Below are 20,402 nucleotides of genomic sequence, written 5' to 3' on the forward strand. Positions count from 1 at the left end.
CCAGCGTCAGAACGGGCGGACCGCAATGAAGGTTTTCGCAGGCAATTCGAACCGGCAGCTTGCCGATGCGATCTGCAACTATCTTAACGTACCAGTCGGAAAAGCCAGCGTCAGACGCTTTGCAGACCAGGAAATTTTCGTAGAGATCCAGGAAAACGTCCGCGGCGAGGATGTCTTCGTGATCCAGTCTACATCCTTCCCGGCAAACGACCACCTGATGGAACTGCTGATCATGATCGATGCATTCCGCCGGTCGTCGGCCAAGCGCATCACGGCGGTTCTGCCCTATTTCGGATATGCGCGGCAGGATCGCAAGGCCGGCCCCCGTACGCCGATCTCGGCCAAGCTCGTCGCCAACCTGATCACCGAAGCCGGCGCCGACAGGGTCCTGACCCTCGACCTCCATGCGGGCCAGATCCAGGGCTTCTTCGACATCCCGACCGACAACCTCTTCGCGGTTCCGATCCTCGCCCGCGACGTCAAGGAAAACTATGACGTGAAGAACGTCATGGTCGTCTCGCCGGATGTCGGCGGCGTCGTTCGCGCCCGCTCGCTGGCAAAGCGCATCGACTGTCCGCTTGCGATCGTCGACAAGCGCCGCGAACGTGCCGGTGAATCCGAAGTGATGAACGTCATCGGCGAGGTTGCCGGCAAGGACTGCCTGCTCGTGGACGATATCGTCGATTCCGGTGGAACCCTCTGCAATGCCGCCGAGGCGCTCCTGAACAAGGGCGCTACCAGCGTCACCGCCTACATCACCCACGGCGTTCTATCTGGCGGCGCAGTCGCCCGCATCACCTCTTCCAAGCTCCGCGAGCTTGTAATCACGGATTCCATCCAGCCCACCACGGCCGTCCAGTCGGCCCATAACATTCGCGTGGTGACGACGGCGAACCTGCTTGGCGAAGCGATCAACCGGACGGCATCCGAGGAGTCGGTATCCAGCCTGTTCGACTGATGTCCAGCTGCCGATGATGGCAGTATACCGGAGTCGACATTAACACTGCCGCAATGAATTCCTGACAAAGATTCAACACCATTAGTTTGTGTGTGGGGGAAATCATTGCCATGTCGCAGCCATTCAAGCCTGCCGGCGCAGGAAAGTCGTGGTCTATCAAGGCCAAGTTCGCCGGCCTCGTCGTCGGCGCCACCTTCGTGTCCTGCTTGTCCGTCGGCCTCCTGAGCTACCAGATCGGCAAGGGCGGTCTCATCGAGGCGAGCCAGCTTCGGCTGGAATCGGTTGCCGGCAACCAGTCGAAAGGTCTGGCGACCTATCAGGCCCGGATCACCCAGGCGCTGACCGAGCTCGGTCAGAATACGGCGATCGGCCAGGCGGTCGATACGATGACCAACATCATCCCGAGCGAAACGAAAGACATCAAGGCCGCCTATCAGCAGGCCGAACTTTCACCCGCGGAGCGTGCGGAACTCGACGGCGCCGGCCTCAAGCTTCTTTATGCGATCCACCACAGCGCCATCCACGGCACGATTGCCAGCGCCTGGAAAAACTCGGGCGTCAGCGACATCTACATCGTCGACATGAAGGGCCAGGTGGTCTACTCGGTCACCAAGGGCCCTGAACTGCTCGAGCAGGCTTCCGCCATTCCCAGCATCAACGAGATTGTCGGCCGCATCAACAGCGGCTCCGCCGAACAGGTCCACACCTCGGCATTCGCCGCCTATGACGCGGATGGCGGCAAGCCTTCGGCGCTGATCGGCAAGCAGTTGGCCGTCTCCTCATGGGGCGATACCGTCGTCAAGGGCGCGGTGATCTTCAGGGTGTCCGCGGAGCAGTTGAGCCGCGCCGTCACGCCGGAGGAATACGGCAAGTCGATCGACGAGGCGCTGCTGCTCGATGGCAAGGGCGCCTTCCGGAGCGGCTCCTTCGTCGGCGGACAGCCGCACGAAGTCCCCGCCGAGCTTGTGGAAGCAGCCGGTGCACAGACCTCGGGATCGGCTTTTGCCACCGTGGCCGACAAGCCCCTGTTCTTCGCCTACCAGCCGGTTTCCCTTTTTGGTGAAAACCATCTTCTCGCCATGGGCCAGGACGAGGGCCAGGTGCTGGCATCGGCGCGCGACCTCGCCTACTGGGCAATCTTCGCCACGCTGGCGGTCCTCCTCGTCATGGGCGTCGTCGGCACCTATATCGCCGCCCGCCTCACGCGGCCTCTGACCGAACTCGCCAAGCTGATGAACCGCCTCAACGACGGCGACAAGTCCATCGTGGTCGACTATGTTGGCCGCGGCGACGAAGTCGGCACCATGGCGCGCGCACTGGAATCCTTCCGGCAGGGGGCGCTCGACAAGGAGCGCATGGAAGACGAAGCGCATCGCAAGAGCGAGGAGCTCGACGAGGAGCGTCAGCAGCGCGAGGCCGAGAAGGCCGCGAGCGCCCGCGAAATCGAGGAGGCCGTTTCCGCCCTCGCAACCGGCCTTGCCGCCCTGTCGCGCGGCAAGCTGGATCAGCGGATCACCAAAGCCTTCGCGCCGTCCCTCGACCATCTGCGCCACGACTTCAACAACTCGCTTGCGGGTCTTGAAGCGACCATCGCGTCCATCGGAAGCAGCGTCACCACGATCCGCGCGGGATCGAGCGAACTGAAGATGGCCTCCGACGACCTGTCGCGGCGCACCGAGCGGCAGGCTGCCGCCCTGGAAGAGGCCGCCGCCGCACTCGCGGAAATGACCGGCGCCGTCAACAGCGCCCTCACCCGTTGCGAAACGGCGGTGGACGTCGCGGCCGATACCTTGAAGGGTGCCCACACCTCCACCGATGTCGTCCGCAACGCCATCCAGGCCATGGAGCGCATCGAAAGCTCGTCTTCCAAGATTCGCCAGATCATCGACGTCATCGACCAGATCGCCTTCCAGACGAACCTGCTCGCGCTGAACGCCGGGGTGGAGGCCGCCCGTGCCGGCGAGGCAGGCAAGGGCTTCGCGGTGGTGGCGCAGGAAGTGCGGGAACTGGCCCAGAAGTCGGCAACCGCCGCCCGCGACATCGGCGCACTGATCACGGCCTCGGCCTCCGACGTGGAGAATGGCGTGGCCCTCGTCCTGAAGACAGGAGAAAGCCTGGAGCACATCCAGGGCAACATCCAGTCGATCAACGAGCATATCGGTGCAATCGTCGGCTCTTCCCGGGAACAGTCGTCGCGCCTGAACGAGATCAACTCCGCCGTCAGCGGGCTTGACCAGGTCACCCAGCAGAATGCGGCAATGGTCGAGGAAACCTCCGCGTCTGCCCATTCGCTCGCCAACGAGGCGGAAGTGCTGAACGAGCAGATCAGCCACTTCTCCGTCGGCAGCGGGCCTGCTGCACAGGACCGGCAGGCGGCTTGACGCCGCTGCTTTCCTCTATCCTCGCCCATCGTCAAACGCCGGCTGCCAGCAGCCGGCGTTTCTTTTTTCTTGCATCCGCGGCCTGCGTGGCTAGTTCTGCAGCCGACCACGACAGAGCTGGAGAAGGCATGGCAGCGCGCGACCGCTATTCGAGAAAGCTGGAATGTTCGGAATGCGGACATTCTGGATATGCCGAGGTGTCGGAAAGTGATGAACGTCGCGCCGGCAACCGGGATTTCCGCATCGACGAGATGCCGGCAGGCTTCTCGCCGGAATTCCCGTCATCGGACCCGCGCAAGTACATGGTCCGCTGCCAGTGCGGGCACAAGTTCCGGTTCGAGCGGAAGACGGTCTACCCGCCGGGCGGCGAGCCGGCCTGACGAAGAGCGTCAGCCCGCTCGGAAGCTCGCGTCAGGCAACCTTTTTCCGACCGGGTGGGTGGTCGGGGATGGAATTGACGATCGTCTCGATCTCGGCGCGCGGCACGGGCTGGCCGAAGAAAAAGCCCTGCAGTTGTACGCAGCCCTCCTCCCGCAGGAAGTTGACATGGGCGTCCGTCTCCACCCCTTCAGCCAACACCGGGATTTCGAGGCTCGAGGCCAAGATGAGCGTCGAGCGCACGATGGCCGCGGACTGCGCGCTGGTGGCGACGCCGTCGACGAACTGACGATCGATCTTGATCTTGTCGAAGGGAAAGGCAAGCAGCATGGAGAGCGAGGAATAGCCGGTTCCGTAGTCGTCCATGGCGATCCTGACGCCCAGGCTCTTCAAGTGGCGTATCGTCTGCAGGGCCCGCTGATGGTCGGCGATGATGCCGGTCTCGGTGATTTCCAGTTCCAGGCGCGCCGGATCGAGCCCGCTCTCCTGCAATATCTCCTGCACGAGGCCTGGAAAGCGGGGATCGGCCAGTTGCTGGGTCGCGATGTTGACGGCGATCGATAGCGGATTGCGCCAGCTTGCCGCTTCCCGGCAGGCTTCCCGAAGTACCCATTCCCCCAGTTCGACGATGAAGCCGCTGCGCTCGGCGATCGGTATGAATTCGGCGGGCCGGACGCTGCCGCGATCCGGGTGGTTCCACCGGAGCAGGGCTTCGAAACCGACCACGGCGCCGGTAAAGGTATCGTTCTGCCGCTGATAATGGAGCTGGAATTCACCCCGCCGAAGCCCTGCGCGCATGTCCATCGCCAGCACGTTGCGTTCCCGCACCGCACGATCCATCGAGGGGTCATAGAAGCAGACGGCATTCGAGGCGGTTTCCTTGGCGCGATACATGGCGACGTCCGCCCGTGCGAGGAGGTCGTCCACCGCCACGTCGTCGTCCAGTACGGCGATGCCGACGCTGGTACCAATGTTCAGTGTGTTGCCGTTCCATTCGATCGGCTTGACGATCTCGGCGATCATCCGCGCAGCCAGGCGCGAGGCGTCGGCACGCGCATAATAACGGCGGGTCAGGGCGACGAACTCGTCGCCACCGATGCGCGCAACGAACTCGTCGTCACCGATGGCGCTCGCCAGACGGTCGCCGATGGCACGCAGCACAGCGTCGCCCGCGATGTGCCCGTGCACGTCGTTGACCTCCTTGAAGCGGTCGAGATCAAAGGAAAGGATTGCGACCCTTACCCCCAGTCCGGCCGGATGATCCGAGGCATTCGACAGTTCCTCCTGGAACGCGGCGCGGTTCGGTAGCCCGGTCAGCGGATCCTGGAGGGAAAGCTGTCGGTAGCGCTCAACCGCCTCACGCATCGCGCTGGCATCGATGAGATAGCTCGCCGCCGCAAGCGCCAGCAGTACCATCATCAGACCGAGCACTCCGAGCCCGAGCATGGCCGGCGAGATCACCGACTGCGGGACCTGCAACGTAGCGTCCGGCACGACGTCGACGGCAGCCATGCCAATGAAATGCACCGAAGCGATCGCCAGGATCAGCGCGGCGATCGAGCTGTAGCGGCAGAACCGAGTGACCGGTCGCGCTGCACGGTTCATCGCCACCGCGGAGAACACGGCGCTCGCCAGCAGCGATATCACGACATAGTCGAAGCGCCAGACGAGGTTGCCCTGGATCTCGTAGGCAGCCATGCCGAGATAGTGCATGGCACCTATCCCGAGGCCGAGCACCACACCGCCGGCCTCCAGCATCCGGCTCCGCCCGGCATAGGCGGAAATCGCGAGGCCCGCCGTGACACTGCCGATCGCCACCGCAAGGGAGGCCAGCGTCAGGCCAGGCTCGTATCCCGCGATCCCGCCCGTCGTGTATCCCAGCATCGCCAGGAAGTGCGTGCCCCAGGTGATCGACCCGCCGATGAAGCCGGCAAGGAACAACCACATTCCCCTTTCCATTCCCCGGCGCCTGGTGACCCGCGAAAACAGCCGGATCGTCAGCGTCGCCCCCATAGCAAGAACAACAGCGGCGGCGGCGAGGTAGCGTAGATCGTGTTCGACAAAAAGGCAGGAGAGAATGCGCGACATGATGAGCCGGTCCAATGGGAATATGAACGGCTCCTAACATCCCACTGGTGTCCTATCCGTTCGCACACATGGTAAAGACTTGAAGAACGCCAGGCACTGCAGGGCCGGCTTGCCATCCGGCACCCTTTGTATTATAGCCCGCCGGTCCGCGTAGACACCCTTGGAGGCAACGCGGATGGAGAGCATCGCGAGGTGTCCTCCCAGTCTCCTCCGTGCACCGGTTGCATGGTCAGACTCTCCAAACAACCTCGAAAGGACATGCCATGAGCCAGGAATCATACGAGCTCAAGGCCGAGGCGCGCGAACGGGTCGGTAAGGGGTCCGCCCGTGAACTTCGCCGCAACGGTTTCATCCCTGCCGTCATCTACGGTGACAAGCAGCCCCCCATTTCCATCGCACTCTCGACCAACGAAGTGACGAAGCGCATCCACGCCGGCGGCTTCATGACCACCATCGCCACCATCGACGTCGGCGGCAAGAAGTACCAGGTCCTGCCGAAGGACTACCAGTTGGATCCGGTGCGCGACTTCACCATGCACGTCGACTTCCTGCGCGTCTCCAAGGACACCGAAGTAACCGTCGAAGTGCCGGTCCACTTCATCAACGAAGACAAGTCCGGCATCAAGATCGGCGGCGTCCTGAACGTTGTTCGCCACACGGTCGAGTTCCAGTGCCCGGCCGATGCGATCCCGGACTCCATTACTGTTGACCTCGCCGGCCACAAGATCGGCGACAGCCTGCATATCTCGCACGTTACCCTGCCGAAGGGCGTCAAGCCGGTCATCACCGACCGCGACTTCACGATCGCAACGATCGTCGCTCCGGCAGCTGGCGTTGAGGAAGAACAGGCAGAAGGCGAAGCTTCCGAATAAGCTTCCATCCTCTCCACCAAGGCCCGCCTCCCTCGAGGCGGGCTTTTTTTGTTTCGTATTTTTCCGCCGATCCTCTTTCCGGACCGACGTCAGGCGACCGGAGCGCTTCAGCTTGGCATGAAGTTTCACGATCAGCTTTAGCGAAGTTTAACAGGTTTTTGGCAAGACTGCTCCCCTAGCGCCGGAGTCCGGCTAGCCGCGACGGGGTCAAACAAGAGGGGACGCAGGGGAGACAATGACGCGCTCGGTGGAAAGCCGGTTCATTGCCATCGTGTCGACCGCACTGCTCGTCGTGGTCGCCCCCCTCTTCACGTTGTTTCTGGCCCTTTCCTCGCAGAAGGCGACGGAGACGCTTCGGGAGCAGGTCAGGCTGATCCTCGCCACCAACGCCCATGCCCTGGGCAAGCCTGTCTGGGAACTGGACGCCGAGAGCATTCGCGGTACGGCCCTTGCCATCCTCGCCGAACCCACCGTCCGCAGCGTTTATATAGATGACGAACTGGGCAAGGTGACCGTCGTCGAATCGGACATCAATCCGGCGGATTTCCGCGGGCTGGAAACGATGTCGATGCCCATCACCTACAGATCGCCGGACGGCGAGAAGGTGGTCGGCAACGTGACCGTCTATGTGCAGACGGGGGGATGGTTCGCGGCGCTCGACGAGATGGAGCATGCGTTCATCGCGATCTTCGTGCTCGCCGTCCTCACGGTTTTCCTGGCGGCGATATTCGGCAACCGGATGATGGTCATCCAGCCGCTCATGCGCCTGACGGCGGCGATCGAGGCGACCCGCAGGCTCGGCTCGCGCCACCACGTCGACTGGCAATCCAATGACGAGATGGGCCGGCTGGCACAGTCCTTCAACGAGATGCAGACGCTTCTGGAGCGCGACGAGCGTGATCTGCGGCGGGCGCACCGGCATGCCACCGAGACATACAACCGGACACCGGCCATGCTGTTCTCGCTGGATGGCGCCGACCTGATCCTGGCCGTAAGCGACTACTGGCTGCTTGCCACAGGCTATGATCGCGAGGAGATCATCGGCCAGCCCTTCATCCGGTTTGTCGTGCCGGCGGACCATCAGATCTTCGCCAATCGAAAAACCCGGAACCGCATGGAAAGCCGTCCCGTGGAAGCAACTGTTCGGTTCATGTGCAAGGATGGCCGCGTCATGGACGTCCTCATCGTGGAGCGTGAGATGGACGCCGACTACGACGCGGCGAGCTCGCTGAACGTCATGACCGACGTGACGGAGCTTCGACAGTCCGAACTGCGCAACGGGCGCCTTGCAATCACCGACCATCTCACCGGGCTGGTAAACCGCCAGGGCTTCGAAGGGATTCTCGAAGAGCGGATCCGCGAGGCGGACGAGGCGGGCGTTCCCCTCGCCTGTCTCTTCGTGGATCTCGACCGTTTCAAGTCGGTCAACGACAATTTCGGCCACGCAGCTGGGGACGACGTCCTGCAACAATTCGTAGAGCGTGTGAGGCCCCTGCTGCGCGAGGAGGACACTCTTTCGCGCCTCGGCGGCGACGAGTTCGCCATCCTGATCGGCAACCATGATGCGCAGGCCGCCGCAGAGACGCTCTGCGGGGAGATAATCGCCATCTTCGACGCACCCTTCCTCGTCAACGGTGCTGCCGTGCGCCTCAGCGCCAGCGTTGGTGTTGCCTTTTATCCAGATCATGCCGGGGACGCCGCGGAACTCCTGCACAAGTCCGACCTGGCAATGTACACGCGCAAGCGCGAGGGCAAGAACGGCGCACAGATCTTCGATCCGGTGATCCTCGACCGCACACGCCAGAGGGCGGAAATCGAACACGACATCCATGAAGCCCTGGACAACGACTGGTTCGAGGCGCATTTCCAGCCGATCGTTGACACATCGTCGGGCGAAGTCGCAGGCTTCGAGGCGCTGATGCGGATGCGCCATCCCGACAAGGGGCTGCTGTCACCGGCCGGAATCATCGAAGTGGCGGAGGAGACGGCCATCATCGGCCGCATCGGCGACCGTATCCTCGAAGCGGCCATCGCCAACCTGGCGCGGCTCACCTCCCATACGGGCATGAGCGACACCTATGTGGCGGTCAACTTCTCGCCCATGCAGTTCGAAAGCCCGCTGCCGCTGCGGCTGGTGCGCCTGCTCGATCGGTACGGGATACTGCCCCACCGCCTTGTGGTCGAGATAACCGAAGCGGTCCTGATGCATGACAATCCCGAAATCCGGACGATTCTGAACGAGATCCACACCCTCGGCTGCCGGATCGCCCTGGACGACTTCGGGACGGGCTATTCTTCCCTGAGCTACATGAGCCGCTTCCCCGTCGATATTGTGAAGATCGACCAGTCCTTCGTGCGGTCGATCGAGGACGGCAGCGGGATCGGCCAGAAGAATCGTATGCTCGTGGAAGGCATCGCCGCCATTTCCCACAAGATGAACTGTCTGGTGGTTGCCGAAGGCGTGGAGACTGCAGCGCAATACGGCGTGCTGAGGGAGATCGGCATCGACTGCGCCCAGGGCTATCACTTTGCACGGCCGCGTCAGGTGGATGACATCCTTGCAGAGCTTCAGCAGCGGAAACATATCGTGCCCCAAAAGGGTTCGTGAACAACCTGCTTCCCCATGCTTCTGACGCGCATGGCATCGACCGGTCTCACGGAGCGTTCGGAACGGATACGGGCGCGCGCAAGATCGCTGAACGAAGCTGATGCAGGGCAAAGGCCGTCGCAGCATCGGCGGCTCCCGCCTTTGCTACCGTGAAGACCATCGGGAAATCGGTTGACTTCCTCCCGCGTTCACGGTGGAGAAGGAGATCGGATCAAACGGAATTTTCCCCATGCAGATCATCGCCGGCCTCGGCAATCCCGGGACGAAATATGCGGGCAATCGCCATAACATCGGCTTCATGGCGGCCGATGCGCTGCAGCGGCGACCGGCCTTCGGGCCGTGGTCGAAGAAGTTCAGGGCGGAAATCTCCGAAGGCGAGATTGCCGGTGAGAAGGTCCTGCTGATGAAGCCGCAGACCTACATGAACCTCTCGGGCGAAGCCGTCGGCGAAGCGATGCGTTTCTACAAGCTTGCGCCGAAGGACATACTGGCGATCTATGATGAACTGGATCTCGCTCCCGGCAGGGCTCGCCTCAAGACCGGAGGCGGCCACGGGGGACACAACGGCGTCAAGTCCCTGGACGCCCATTGCGGAAAGGAATACCGCAGGCTTCGCCTCGGTATCGGCCACCCGGGGGCCAAGGAACTGGTCCACAATCATGTACTCGGGGATTTCGCCAAGGCCGACCGGGCATGGCTCGAGCCTCTTCTGGATGCGATTGCCGACAATGCCGAAATGCTGGTGCGCGGCGAGGACTCCCAGTTCCTGAACAAGATCGCCCTGGCCGCCGGTGAAAAGTCCGCTCCCCCACCCGCCACGCCTGCTCCGCGGAAGGCAACGAGCCAGTCGCACATCCATCAGGCGCGAAGCGGCAAGCTTGCCCTCCCGGCCACCGGACCGATGGCGGACATGCTGAAGAAGATGTTCGGCGGCAAGGGAGACTAGGCCGGAACCATTGGGCGCAACCGGCTTTTCCCTTGAACAAGGAGACGCCGCCAGATGCTCGACCTCGCCGTTCTGCCCCTGCCTCGCCCGGTTCACGACCGGCTGGATAGCGTCGCGGAGGGCTTCCTGGCCGACGCCGGCATCCGCTTCGACTTCACCTCCCCGCCGGGCGAACCCGCCCTGGTGCCTCCCGATTCCGTTTCATGGCGCATCTTCAAGAACCAGGTCGCTTTGTTCATCGGCGGGGTCGCAGCCGTCCTGCTCGAACTGGGCGAGCCGAAGGTCAGGGACGGCGTCTGGCATCATACGACATTCCGAACCGAGCCGTTGAAGCGCCTCCAGCGCACCGGCTTGGCCGCCATGGTGACGGTCTATGGCGCGCGAAGCCGTGCCGAGCAGATGATCGGCGGCGTCGTGCGAGCCCATGACCGCGTCACGGGCATCACGTCGGAGGGTGAGCCATATCATGCCAACGACCCCGTTCTCCTGGACTGGGTCCAGGCGACCGCCGGTTTCGGCTTCATGGAGGCCTATCACAGCTACGTCCGCCCCTTGTCGCCGATGGAACGGGAATCGCTCTTCGCTGAAGCTGTCCCGGCCGCTCGCCTGTATGGCGCCACCGGAGCCCCCTCCTCCGAGGCGGAATGGAACCGGCTGCTGGAGAGCATGCGGGAGCGCCTGGCCCCCTCCCCCGTCATCTTCGAGTTTCTCGACATCATGAAGCGGGTCGACGCGCTGCCGCGGGTCGCCAATCCGGTGCAGGTGGCTTTGGTGAAGGCGGCCGTGGAGCTTCTCCCTCCGTGGGTTGCGGCGCGGCTGGGAATCGGGACCGAATACCGTCTCTCCACCCGCGAGCGGATCGTCGTCGGTCTTGCGGCAAAGGCAGCCGACAAGCTTCTGCTCAGGTCGTCGCCGCCGGTACAGGCCTGCCGGCGCCTCGGGCTGCCGGACGATTATCTGTACCGCCGATCCCGCTGATCACTCCTCGGGTTCGGTCGTGAACATCAATGGATACCCGGCCTCCTTCGCCAGATCCACGGCCTCCTTTGCCCTGGTCTCGGCAATGTCCTTGGCGCAAACCACCACGACGGCGGCTCCCATCCGGTGTGCCGTCAGCATGACCCGGTAGCCCGTCTCTTCGCCCATGCGGAAGACGGCCTTGAGCACCATCACCACGAACTCCCGCGGCATATAGTCGTCGTTGACGAGAATGACCTTGTAGAGCTTGGGCCGCTCCACCTTCGGCTTCGTCACCGTTTTCGGCAGGAGGATCGTGTCGTCCTTCGTCGGCATCCGCGACTCGCGATGACGTCTCTTGATGGAGCAAAATATCGCATTCCCGAGGCAGGCGATCAAGCCGCCGCCGGACTACGACCCTTGACCCCTGGGGCCGTTTATCCCATAGCCAAGCCAAAGATCGTTCCAGCAACAGGTATATCTACCGATGGGTTTCAAGTGCGGCATCGTGGGCCTGCCGAATGTCGGCAAGTCGACGCTCTTCAATGCTCTGACCAAGACGGCTGCGGCGCAGGCGGCCAACTATCCCTTCTGCACCATCGAGCCGAATACCGGGGAAGTGGCCGTGCCGGATCCGCGCATGCAGCAGCTTGCGGCCATTGCCGGATCGAAGGAGATCATCCCGACCCGCATCTCCTTCGTCGACATCGCCGGCCTGGTGCGCGGCGCCTCCAAGGGTGAAGGCCTCGGCAACAAGTTCCTCGCCAACATCCGCGAGGTCGATGCGATCGTTCATGTGCTGCGCTGCTTCGAGGACACCGACATCACCCATGTCGAAGGCCGTATCAATCCCGTCGGTGACGCCGAGACCATCGAGACCGAACTGATGCTGGCCGATCTGGAAAGCCTGGAGCGGCGCGTCGAGCAGACCCGCAAGCGCGCCACCGGGAAGGACAAGGAAGCGCTGGCGCAACTGCCGGTCATGGAAGCCGTCATCAAGCTGCTTCAGGACGGAAAGCCCGCCCGCCTGCTCCTGAAGAGCTCGAGCGCGGAAGACATTGCCGTCCTGAAGGGACTGAACCTCCTGACCTCCCACCCGGTCCTCTATGTGTGCAACGTCGCCGAAGCCGACGCCGCCACCGGAAACACGCACACTGAAGCCGTCGCAAGGATGGCGGCCGAACAGGGTGCGGAATGCGTGATCATCTCCGCCGCGATCGAGGCGGAGGTCGCACAGCTGCCGGAAGGCGAAGCAGAGGAATTCCTCTCCGCGCTCGGCCTCGAAGAGGCCGGCCTCGACCGCCTGATCCGCGCCGGCTACCACCTGCTCGACCTCATCACCTACTTCACCGTAGGCCCGAAGGAGACGCGCGCCTGGACGATCGTCCGCGGCACCAAGGCTCCGCAGGCGGCGGGCGTCATCCATACGGATTTCGAACGCGGCTTCATCCGCGCCTTCACTATCGGCTATGACGACTATATCGCCTACAAGGGCGAAGTCGGTGCGAAGGAAGCCGGTAAGGGCCGCGACGAAGGCAAGGAATATGTCGTCCACGACGGCGACGTCATCCACTTCCGCTTCAACACGTAGCCTTTCGGCGAGGCGATGTCCGCTATTCTCTACCACTTCGAGGACTTTACGCCCGGACGCATCTTTCCCCTGCCGGAGCGACAGGTGAGCGCCGAAGAGATCGTCGCGTTCGCGGCGGAGTTCGATCCGCAGCCGATGCATCTCGACGAGGCGGCGGGAAAGGCCAGCATCCTCGGCGGCCTCTCCGCCTCCGGCTGGCATACGGGCAGCATGTTCATGCGCATGATGTATGACGGGTGGCTCTCCCGCTCCTCCTCCGAAGGGTCTCCCGGCATCGAATTGATGGAGTGGAAGAAACCGGTGTTGGCCGGCGATACGCTTTCCGGGCGCTCGACGGTGGTGGCGAGCCGCGTGCTGCGCTCGCGGCCGGGCATCGGCCTCGTCACCTTCCTTCACGAGGTTGAAAGCCAGCGGCGCGAGGTCGTGATGAAGGGCGAAAACCCGATCATGATGCGCCTTCGTTCTCCGGACGGAGTACCGGCATGAGGCTGATCGAACTGTCGCCGCCCGGCAAGAAGGTCACCACCGGAACCCTGCTCTTCACGGCCGAGGACATCATTCGCTTTGCCCGCCAGTATGACCCGCAGCCCTTCCACACCGATCCGGAGGCGGCAAGGCATTACGTCTTCGGCGCTCTCTGCGCCTCCGGCTGGCACACCTGCGCCGGCTGGATGAAGTGCTACGTCGCCTACTGGAGTGCCGAGGTGTCGAGGCTGGAGAGCGAGGGCCTGGTCGCGCCGAAGCTCGGCCCTTCGGCCGGCTTCAAGAAGCTGCAATGGCTGAAGCCCGTCTATTCCGGCGACAGCATAACCTATTCGGTCGAGGTGGTGGACAGCCGCCCGCTCATGTCGCGTCCCGGCACCTGGATCAACTTCACGACGAACGACGGCGTGAACCAGCACGGCGAGGTCGTGATGCGTTACGACGGCACCGTGCTGGAATTTGAGTAGGGCGCCGGAGGCTGTGTGAGGGCCTAGTGTCCCTCGAACTCCATCAGCGTGCGCACTTCGACCCCGAGTGCCTCGAGTTTCCTGCGTCCGCCCAGATCCGGCAGATCGATCACGAAGCAGGCGGAGACAATCTCCGCCCCCTGCTGGCGCAGCAGTTTGACCGCCCCTTCCGCCGTCCCGCCGGTGGCGATCAGGTCGTCCGTCAGGATGACCTTCTCGCCCGGCTTGACGGCATCCACATGCATCTCCATCTCGTCGACGCCATATTCCAGGCTGTAGGCGATCCGTACCGTCTCGTGCGGTAGCTTTCCCTTCTTGCGGATCGGAATGAAACCGGCCGAGAGCTGGTGCGCCAACGCCCCTCCCAGGATGAAGCCGCGCGCCTCTATACCGGCGATCTTGTCCACCCCCAGCCCCGTATATGGCCGCACAAGCTCGTCCACCGCCTGGCGAAAGGCAACCGCGTCGCCAAGCAGGGTGGTGATATCCCGGAAGATGATGCCGGGCTTCGGATAATCCACGATCGAGCGGACGGAAGCGGCGAGGTCGATGGACTTTGTCATGGGGATCCGGTGCTTTGGATTTTGAATTCGGCAGAACTTACCAAGGAGGACGTATCGTCCCAACTAAAAAGGCGGCCCGAAAGCCGCCTTTTCCTGTTCGTTATCGAGGACCTGCCTCAGTGTTCCTTGCTCGCATAGACCGACTTCTTGGTCAGGTAGATGAGCCCGGTGAAGATCAGCAGGAAGACCATGACCATGAACCCAGTCCGCTTCCGGTCCTCGAGATGCGGCTCGGCGGCCCACATCAGGAAGGCGGAAACGTCCTTGGAATACTGGTCCAGCGTCTCCGGAGAACCGTCGTCATAGGTGACCTGCCCGTCCGAGAGCGGCGGGGCCATCGCCAGCGAGGCGGAGGCGATGAAGTACGGGTTGTAGTAGGTTCCTTCCGGCACCTCGACACCTTCCGGCGGCTCCTGGTAGCCCGTCAGCAGCGAATAAATATAGTCAGGGCCGCCTTCCTGGTACTGCGTGAACATGTCGAACACAAACTGCGGAAAGCCGCGGGTCACGCCGCGCGCCTTGGCGATCAGCGAGAAGTCCGGCGGAGCCGCGCCGTTGTTGGAGGCGGCCGCCGCCTGGGCGTTCGGGAACGGCGACGGGAAGTAATCCGACGGAACCGCGGTCCGCTCGAACATGTCGCCATCGTCGTTCGGGCCGTCCGTCACCTGGTAGTTGGCGGCAAAGGCCTTCACCTGCTCCTCGGAATAGCCAAGGTCCTCAAGGGTGCGGAAGGAGACCAGCGACATCGAATGGCAGGCGGCGCAGACTTCCGTGTAGACCTTCAGGCCGCGCTGCAACTGTCCCTTGTCATAGTGACCGAACGGTCCGGCGAAGCTCCAGTCCACTTCCCGCGGCTTGTTGATCGGATAGTGCGGCGTCGCCCCTTCTGCATGGGCGTCGCCCTCAGCCGCGTGATCGTCCTGCGCCAGGGCGGCAGTGAAGCCGAGACCCGCCACGAAGGCCAGCGAAAGGAGGCTTGTAACAAGCTTTCTCATAGTTCTTATTCCCTCTCGGTCTCGGCTATCGGACGCTCGCTTCGGCGGGCGGCAGCTTTTCCATGTCGGACTTGTTCTTCTTCGCCAGCACGGCCTCGGTGATCGAGTTCGGAATGCGCCGGGGCGTTTCGAACAGGCCGAGAAGCGGCATGATGACGAGGAAGAAGCCGAAGTAGTAGAGCGTGCCGAGCTGCGACAGGATGACGTAGATGCCTTCCGCCGGCATTGCACCGAGCCAGCCCAGCATGATCGCGTTGGCCACGAAGATCCAGAAGAACAGCTTGTACCAGGGACGGTAGACGGCCGAGCGGACCTTGGACGTGTCGAGCCAGGGCAGGAAGAACAGCACGATGATCGAGCCGAACATCACCAGCACGCCGCCGAGCTTGGAGTCGATCGGGCCGATGTTGAAGGTGATGGCGCGCAGCATCGCGTAGAACGGCAGGTAGTACCACTCCGGAACGATGTGAGCCGGGGTCTTCAGGGCGTCGGCCGGGATGTAGTTGTCCGGGTGCCCGAGGTAGTTCGGCATGTAGAAGATGAACCAGGCGTAGACGATCAGGAAGACCGACACGCCGAGCGCATCCTTCAGCGTCGCATAGGGCGTGAAGGCGACGGTGTCCGTCTTCGTCTTCACCTCGACGCCGGTCGGGTTCGTCTGACCCGTGACGTGCAGCGCCCAGATGTGCAGCACGACGACGCCGGCGATCATAAACGGCAGCAGGTAGTGCAGCGAGAAGAAGCGGTTCAGCGTCGGCTGATCGACGGCGAAGCCGCCGAGCAGGAACTGCTGGATCCACTCGCCGACCAGCGGGAAGGCGGAGAAGAAGCCGGTGATGACGGTCGCACCCCAGAAGGACATCTGCCCCCAGGGCAGGACGTAGCCCATGAAGCCCGTTGCCATCATCAGCAGGTAGATGACCACGCCGAGGATCCACAGGATCTCACGCGGCGCCTTGTAGGAGCCGTAGTAGAGACCGCGGGCGATATGCAGGTAGACGGCGATGAAGAAGAACGACGCGCCGTTGGCGTGCATGTAGCGCAGCAGCCAACCGTGGTTGACGTCGCGCATGATCTTCTCGACGGAGTTGAAGGCGACGGTCGTCTCGGCCGCGTAGTGCATGGCGAGAACCACGCCCGTCAGGATCTGCACGATCAGCATCACCGACAGCATGGCGCCGAAGGTATAGGCATAGTTCAGATTGCGGGGAACGGGATAGGAGACGAAGCTGTCGTGGATCATGCGCGGCAGCGGGAGCCGCGAGTCGATCCATTTCTCGATGCCGGAGGCCGGCTGGTATGTGGAATGACCGCTCATTATCTAGAACCCCTCACCCGATCTGGATCACTGTGTCGGACGTAAACGTGAAAGTCGGCACCGGCAGATTGGTCGGTGCCGGACCCTTCCGGATGCGGCCGGCCGTATCATAGTGCGAACCGTGGCAGGGACAGAACCATCCGCCGAAATCGCCGGCCTGGCCGAGCGGCACGCAGCCGAGATGCGTGCAGGAGCCGATCATGACGATCCAGTTCTCCTTGCCTTCACCGGCGGAGCGGGCGAGATCGGTCGCCTCCGCGCTCGCGTCGATGTTGTCGTTGCGGGCGATCGGGTCCTTGAGCTCGTCGAGCGCCACGGCATTGGCCGCTTCGATTTCCTGCTCGGTCCGGTTGCGGATGAAGACCGGCTTGCCGCGCCACTTGACCGTCAGCGACATGCCCGGCTCGACGCCCGATACGTCGACCTCGATCGAGGCCAGCGCCAGAGTCGAGGCGTCCGGCCGCATCTGGTCGATGAAAGGCCAGGCCACTGCCGCCGCTCCGACCGCGCCGGCCATGCCGGTGGTCAGGTAAAGGAAATCACGGCGAGTGGGCTCGCCCAGTGTTTCGCTGTGTGTCTCGTGCTCGCTCACGGCTCAAACATCCTTCTCACGCAATTCGCGAAAACCGCATTTGCCCCTCAGCCGGAGAAGTGGAACTGGCCTTAATTGGAACACAGATTCCCCCGGCAATCCGGCGCGTTCTATGCTTGATCGTGAAATATGTCCAGCCTTGGCAAGCCGATAGGAGCCAGTTTGTCGCGGCCTTTCCGAACACTCTCAGACACCGTGGCGCCCCCATTGGCCGAGGCTCATTGAGCCGCTCTCCGTACCCGCCGCGGCCGTGATTTGCCGGTTAACCGCTGCACTGCCTTTGCATTGCGACGCAGCAACCCGCATGGTACAGCCCGACGCGCGGAGGCGACCCTGGGGATCGGGCTGGATGAGACACCTACTGTCGGTGGCATTATGCGTCATCGTGTCGCTTGTGCTCCTGGGGATCGGCGCCCGCTATGTCAGCGGGTTCTGGCTCTTTACCACCCTGCACAGCCTGCAACTGCATCTCTCCCTCCTTTGCGCGCTCGCCCTTGTCCTGGCGCTTCTGCTTCACCGCACGAGGCTGCCCGCCGTGCTTCTGGCGTCATCCCTGGGAATGGCGGGGCACGCGATCTGGATGACGCAGGATCTGGCGCAGGACGACTGGAGAGGCGCAGGTTCTCCCGTCCTCAGGCTGATGTCCTTCAACATCCTGATGGACAATCTCGAGAACGCGCCGGCGATCCGGGACGCGATCCTCGGATCGGGGGCCGATGTCGTGAACATCATGGAGGCGGCGCCGCTGAAGCCAGAGCTCCCGGCACTATCGGCGGTCTACCCCTATCGTATCGGCTGCGGCGAGATGACGAAGCACTGCGATCTGATGGTCCTCTCGAAGACGCCGCTGGAAGCCCGCTCCATCCATTCGCTGAGCACCGTATTCGAAGAGCGCATGATCGTCTCCGCCCTTTCCTGGCAGGGCACGACGATCCATCTTGCGGCGATCCACACGACCAAGCCTTATTTCGACAGCTTCCAGACCCATGAACTGGTTCGCGCGGCGCAGGTACTGGAGCGCCTGGAAGGCCCGCTGCTGGTATCGGGCGATTTCAACGCCTCCAGCCTCGCGCCCAACATCCGCATGTTCCTCCATTGGACCGGCCTGCGGACGGCCCTGTGGGAGCCCGCCACATGGCCGCAATGGGCCGGCCGGCTGGGCGTGCCAATCGACCATGTCTATGTGCGGCAACCCCTGCGGATAAGGTCGCTGGAACGCCTTTCGTCCTCGTTCGGCTCCAATCACCATGGCCTGGTAGCCGAGATCGTCCTCGGCGATCGCTGAAGGAGGTTATTGCGCGGCATCCGCGGCCAGAAACCCGCCGGACTGGCGCGCCCAGAGGTCTGCGTAGATGCCGTTGGCCGCCACCAGTTGCGCATGCGTGCCCTGCTCCACGATACGCCCCTGGTCCATAACGATCAGCCTGTCCAGCGCGGCGATCGTCGACAGCCGGTGGGCGATGGCGAGCACCGTCTTGCCCTGCATCAGCCGCTCCAGATTGGATTGGATCGCCGCCTCCACCTCCGAGTCGAGCGCCGAGGTCGCCTCGTCCAGCACCAGGATGGGAGCGTTCTTCAGCATCACCCTTGCAATCGCGATCCGCTGCCTCTGGCCGCCGGAGAGCTTTACGCCCCGCTCCCCCACATGGGCATCGAAGCCCTTCCGGCCACGCTGGTCTTCCAGTTCGGCGATGAAACCTTCCGCTTCCGCGCGCCGCGCCGCCTGCCGCAACTGGTCCTCGCTCGCGTCCGGGCGCCCGAACAGGATATTGTCGCGGATCGACCGGTGCAGGAGCGACGTATCCTGCGTGACCATGCCGATCTGCGCCCTGAGCGATTCCTGCGTCACACCGGCGATATCCTGTCCGTCGATCAGGATGCGGCCCTGCTCCAGTTCGTAGAAGCGCAGCAGGAGATTGACCAGCGTCGACTTTCCGGCTCCGGAGCGTCCCACGATGCCGATCTTCTCGCCCGGACGAATGGTGAGGCACAGATCCTCGAGCACGCTCCTGCCCTTGCCGTAGTGAAAGCTGACGTTCTCGAACCTGATCTCCGGCGCACGCACGGTCAGCGTCTCCGCGTCCGGCTTGTCGACGAGTCCGATCGGCTGGGAAATGAGCTCCGCCGAGTTCTGGACTGTGCCCAGATTGCGCATCAGCCCGTTGAGCTGGGTCATCAGCCGGCCGAGCAGGAAATTGAGGCGCAGCATCAAGGCCATGGTGAAGGCAACGGCCCCGGAACTGATGAGACCGCCGAGCCAGAGGTGGATGCTGAGCGCTCCCATCATCACGATCATCGTGCTCGACAGCAGCGCCATGGAGGCGCGCACACCGGTCAACAGGCGGGTGAAGCGGAGGATCGTCGCCTGGAAGCTCTCGAAACCGGAACGCATGTAGCGGTCGTTGGCTTCGTCGCTGCCGAAGAGGCGAAGCGTCTGGATATTGGAATAGGAGTCCACCATGCGTCCGCTGATCATGGAGCCGGCCTCCGCCGAAAGCTTCGAGTGCTCCCGGATGCGCGGAACGAAATATCTTGCCAGGAATGCAAAGACGATCAGCCAGATCAGGACGACAACGGCAAGGCGAAGGTCGAGCTGCGCGACCAGCACCAGCGTCGATACCGAATAGATCAGCACGAACCACAGGCTTTCCATCAGCGTCGTCAGCACATCGCCGGCCGCCTGCCCCGCCGACCAGACCTTGGTGACGATCCGGCCGGAGAAATCGTTCTGGAAGAAGGAGAGCGACTGGCGCGAGACATGGACATAGGATTGCCAGCGCACCAGGTTGTAGAAGCCCGGCGTGATGATCTGCTGGTCGACGAGCGCCGTGAGAGAGGCGATCACGAAACGTCCGACACCGATCACCAGCGCCATCAGCAGCAGTTCCCCGCCATGCGCCTCCATCAGGCCTGACCATCCCGCGGCCCGGTCGATGGTGGCGAGGATGTCGACGACGCGGCCGACGAACCAGAACATCGCCGCCTCCACGCCGGCGGCTGCCCCGCCGAGCACCAGCATCGCCAGGAACGGCGCCTTCGCCTGCCGCACATAAAACCAGATGAAGGCCGAGAGACCGGGGGGTGGATTGAGGTCGTCGCACCGTTCGAAGGGGCGGATCCAGTTTTCGAAATAGCGGAGGACGGACTTGATCATCGACGGGATATAGGTGCTTTCCCTCTCCCGGCAAAGCCGAGGCAAGCTCCA

General features: G+C 63.1%; 18 protein-coding genes. 11 read left to right on the plus strand and 7 right to left on the minus strand.

The genetic code is table 11. The features are described 5' to 3' along the window. The first annotated feature begins 25 nt into the window (after nucleotides 1–25). The 3 genes from RTCK_RS02115 (at nucleotide 26) to RTCK_RS02125 (ending at nucleotide 3,719) form a co-directional block, all read left to right on the plus strand. Nucleotides 26–958 (plus strand): ribose-phosphate pyrophosphokinase, encoded by a 933-nt coding sequence (locus tag RTCK_RS02115; RefSeq protein ID WP_142520106.1) that lies wholly within the window; start codon nucleotides 26–28, stop codon nucleotides 956–958. Between the two features lie 110 nt (nucleotides 959–1,068). Then, a complete protein-coding gene (locus RTCK_RS02120; RefSeq protein ID WP_142591210.1) occupies nucleotides 1,069–3,339 on the plus strand; it encodes a methyl-accepting chemotaxis protein in 2,271 nt (756 codons plus the stop codon). Between the two features lie 128 nt (nucleotides 3,340–3,467). After that, entirely contained in the window at nucleotides 3,468–3,719 is a 252-nt protein-coding gene (locus tag RTCK_RS02125; RefSeq protein ID WP_142520104.1) for a hypothetical protein, read from the plus strand. Between the two features lie 31 nt (nucleotides 3,720–3,750). Here RTCK_RS02125 and RTCK_RS02130 read toward each other — a convergent pair whose 3' ends face one another. Further along, nucleotides 3,751–5,805 carry a putative bifunctional diguanylate cyclase/phosphodiesterase gene (locus RTCK_RS02130; RefSeq protein WP_142591212.1) on the minus strand — a complete coding sequence of 685 codons (2,055 nt, stop codon included), beginning with the start codon at nucleotides 5,803–5,805 and terminating at the stop codon, nucleotides 3,751–3,753. A gap of 263 nt (nucleotides 5,806–6,068) precedes the next feature. On the opposite strand from RTCK_RS02130, the gene RTCK_RS02135 reads away from it, so the two are divergent. The 4 genes from RTCK_RS02135 (at nucleotide 6,069) to RTCK_RS02150 (ending at nucleotide 11,209) form a co-directional block, all read left to right on the plus strand. Beyond that, on the plus strand, nucleotides 6,069–6,677 hold the full coding sequence (locus RTCK_RS02135) for a 50S ribosomal protein L25/general stress protein Ctc (RefSeq protein WP_142520102.1): 609 nt from the start codon (nucleotides 6,069–6,071) through the stop codon (nucleotides 6,675–6,677). A 235-nt stretch (nucleotides 6,678–6,912) separates the two neighbouring features. Then, nucleotides 6,913–9,285 carry an EAL domain-containing protein gene (locus RTCK_RS02140; RefSeq protein ID WP_142591214.1) on the plus strand — a complete coding sequence of 791 codons (2,373 nt, stop codon included), beginning with the start codon at nucleotides 6,913–6,915 and terminating at the stop codon, nucleotides 9,283–9,285. A 229-nt stretch (nucleotides 9,286–9,514) separates the two neighbouring features. Continuing rightward, nucleotides 9,515–10,231: an aminoacyl-tRNA hydrolase gene (gene pth, locus RTCK_RS02145; protein WP_142591216.1), complete on the plus strand. Its 717-nt coding sequence runs from the start codon at nucleotides 9,515–9,517 to the stop codon at nucleotides 10,229–10,231. 54 nt (nucleotides 10,232–10,285) lie between these two features. Further along, nucleotides 10,286–11,209: an oxygenase MpaB family protein gene (locus RTCK_RS02150; protein WP_142591218.1), complete on the plus strand. Its 924-nt coding sequence runs from the start codon at nucleotides 10,286–10,288 to the stop codon at nucleotides 11,207–11,209. On the opposite strand, the gene clpS is transcribed toward RTCK_RS02150, so the two are convergent. Then, entirely contained in the window at nucleotides 11,210–11,524 is a 315-nt protein-coding gene (gene clpS, locus RTCK_RS02155; protein WP_142591220.1) for an ATP-dependent Clp protease adapter ClpS, read from the minus strand. It lies immediately after the preceding gene. A 151-nt stretch (nucleotides 11,525–11,675) separates the two neighbouring features. On the opposite strand from clpS, the gene ychF reads away from it, so the two are divergent. From ychF to RTCK_RS02170, 3 genes are read left to right on the plus strand one after another with little or no spacing between them, the layout of a single operon-like run. Beyond that, nucleotides 11,676–12,779 carry a redox-regulated ATPase YchF gene (gene ychF, locus RTCK_RS02160; protein WP_142591222.1) on the plus strand — a complete coding sequence of 368 codons (1,104 nt, stop codon included), beginning with the start codon at nucleotides 11,676–11,678 and terminating at the stop codon, nucleotides 12,777–12,779. Between the two features lie 15 nt (nucleotides 12,780–12,794). Further along, nucleotides 12,795–13,265 (plus strand): MaoC family dehydratase, encoded by a 471-nt coding sequence (locus tag RTCK_RS02165; RefSeq protein WP_142591224.1) that lies wholly within the window; start codon nucleotides 12,795–12,797, stop codon nucleotides 13,263–13,265. After that, the gene (locus RTCK_RS02170; protein WP_142591226.1) at nucleotides 13,262–13,729 is read left to right on the plus strand and encodes a MaoC family dehydratase; all 468 of its coding nucleotides are present in this window, start codon (nucleotides 13,262–13,264) and stop codon (nucleotides 13,727–13,729) included. Before RTCK_RS02165 ends, RTCK_RS02170 begins: the two co-directional genes overlap by 4 nt. A 23-nt stretch (nucleotides 13,730–13,752) precedes the next feature. Here RTCK_RS02170 and RTCK_RS02175 read toward each other — a convergent pair whose 3' ends face one another. The 4 genes from RTCK_RS02175 to petA all read right to left on the minus strand — a co-directional run bounded on the left by RTCK_RS02175 (nucleotide 13,753) and on the right by petA (nucleotide 17,197). After that, entirely contained in the window at nucleotides 13,753–14,292 is a 540-nt protein-coding gene (locus RTCK_RS02175) for an adenine phosphoribosyltransferase (protein ID WP_142520094.1), read from the minus strand. A 116-nt stretch (nucleotides 14,293–14,408) separates the two neighbouring features. After that, the gene (locus RTCK_RS02180) at nucleotides 14,409–15,287 is read right to left on the minus strand and encodes a cytochrome c1 (RefSeq protein WP_142591227.1); all 879 of its coding nucleotides are present in this window, start codon (nucleotides 15,285–15,287) and stop codon (nucleotides 14,409–14,411) included. 25 nt (nucleotides 15,288–15,312) lie between these two features. After that, nucleotides 15,313–16,608, minus strand: a complete 1,296-nt coding sequence (locus tag RTCK_RS02185) for a cytochrome b (RefSeq protein ID WP_142520092.1) — start codon at nucleotides 16,606–16,608, stop codon at nucleotides 15,313–15,315. A 10-nt stretch (nucleotides 16,609–16,618) separates the two neighbouring features. Further along, a complete protein-coding gene (gene petA, locus RTCK_RS02190) occupies nucleotides 16,619–17,197 on the minus strand; it encodes a ubiquinol-cytochrome c reductase iron-sulfur subunit (protein WP_142520091.1) in 579 nt (192 codons plus the stop codon). 349 nt (nucleotides 17,198–17,546) lie between these two features. Between petA and RTCK_RS02195 the strand changes: the two genes are divergently transcribed. After that, a complete protein-coding gene (locus tag RTCK_RS02195; RefSeq protein ID WP_142520090.1) occupies nucleotides 17,547–18,482 on the plus strand; it encodes an endonuclease/exonuclease/phosphatase family protein in 936 nt (311 codons plus the stop codon). Between the two features lie 6 nt (nucleotides 18,483–18,488). Here the strand turns inward: RTCK_RS02195 and RTCK_RS02200 are convergent, their stop codons facing one another. Further along, nucleotides 18,489–20,351, minus strand: a complete 1,863-nt coding sequence (locus RTCK_RS02200) for an ABC transporter ATP-binding protein (protein WP_235988482.1) — start codon at nucleotides 20,349–20,351, stop codon at nucleotides 18,489–18,491. Nucleotides 20,352–20,402 lie beyond the last annotated feature (51 nt).

It is taken from the genome of Pseudorhizobium endolithicum (assembly GCF_902153245.2).
Lineage (GTDB): Bacteria > Pseudomonadota > Alphaproteobacteria > Rhizobiales > Rhizobiaceae > Neorhizobium > Neorhizobium endolithicum.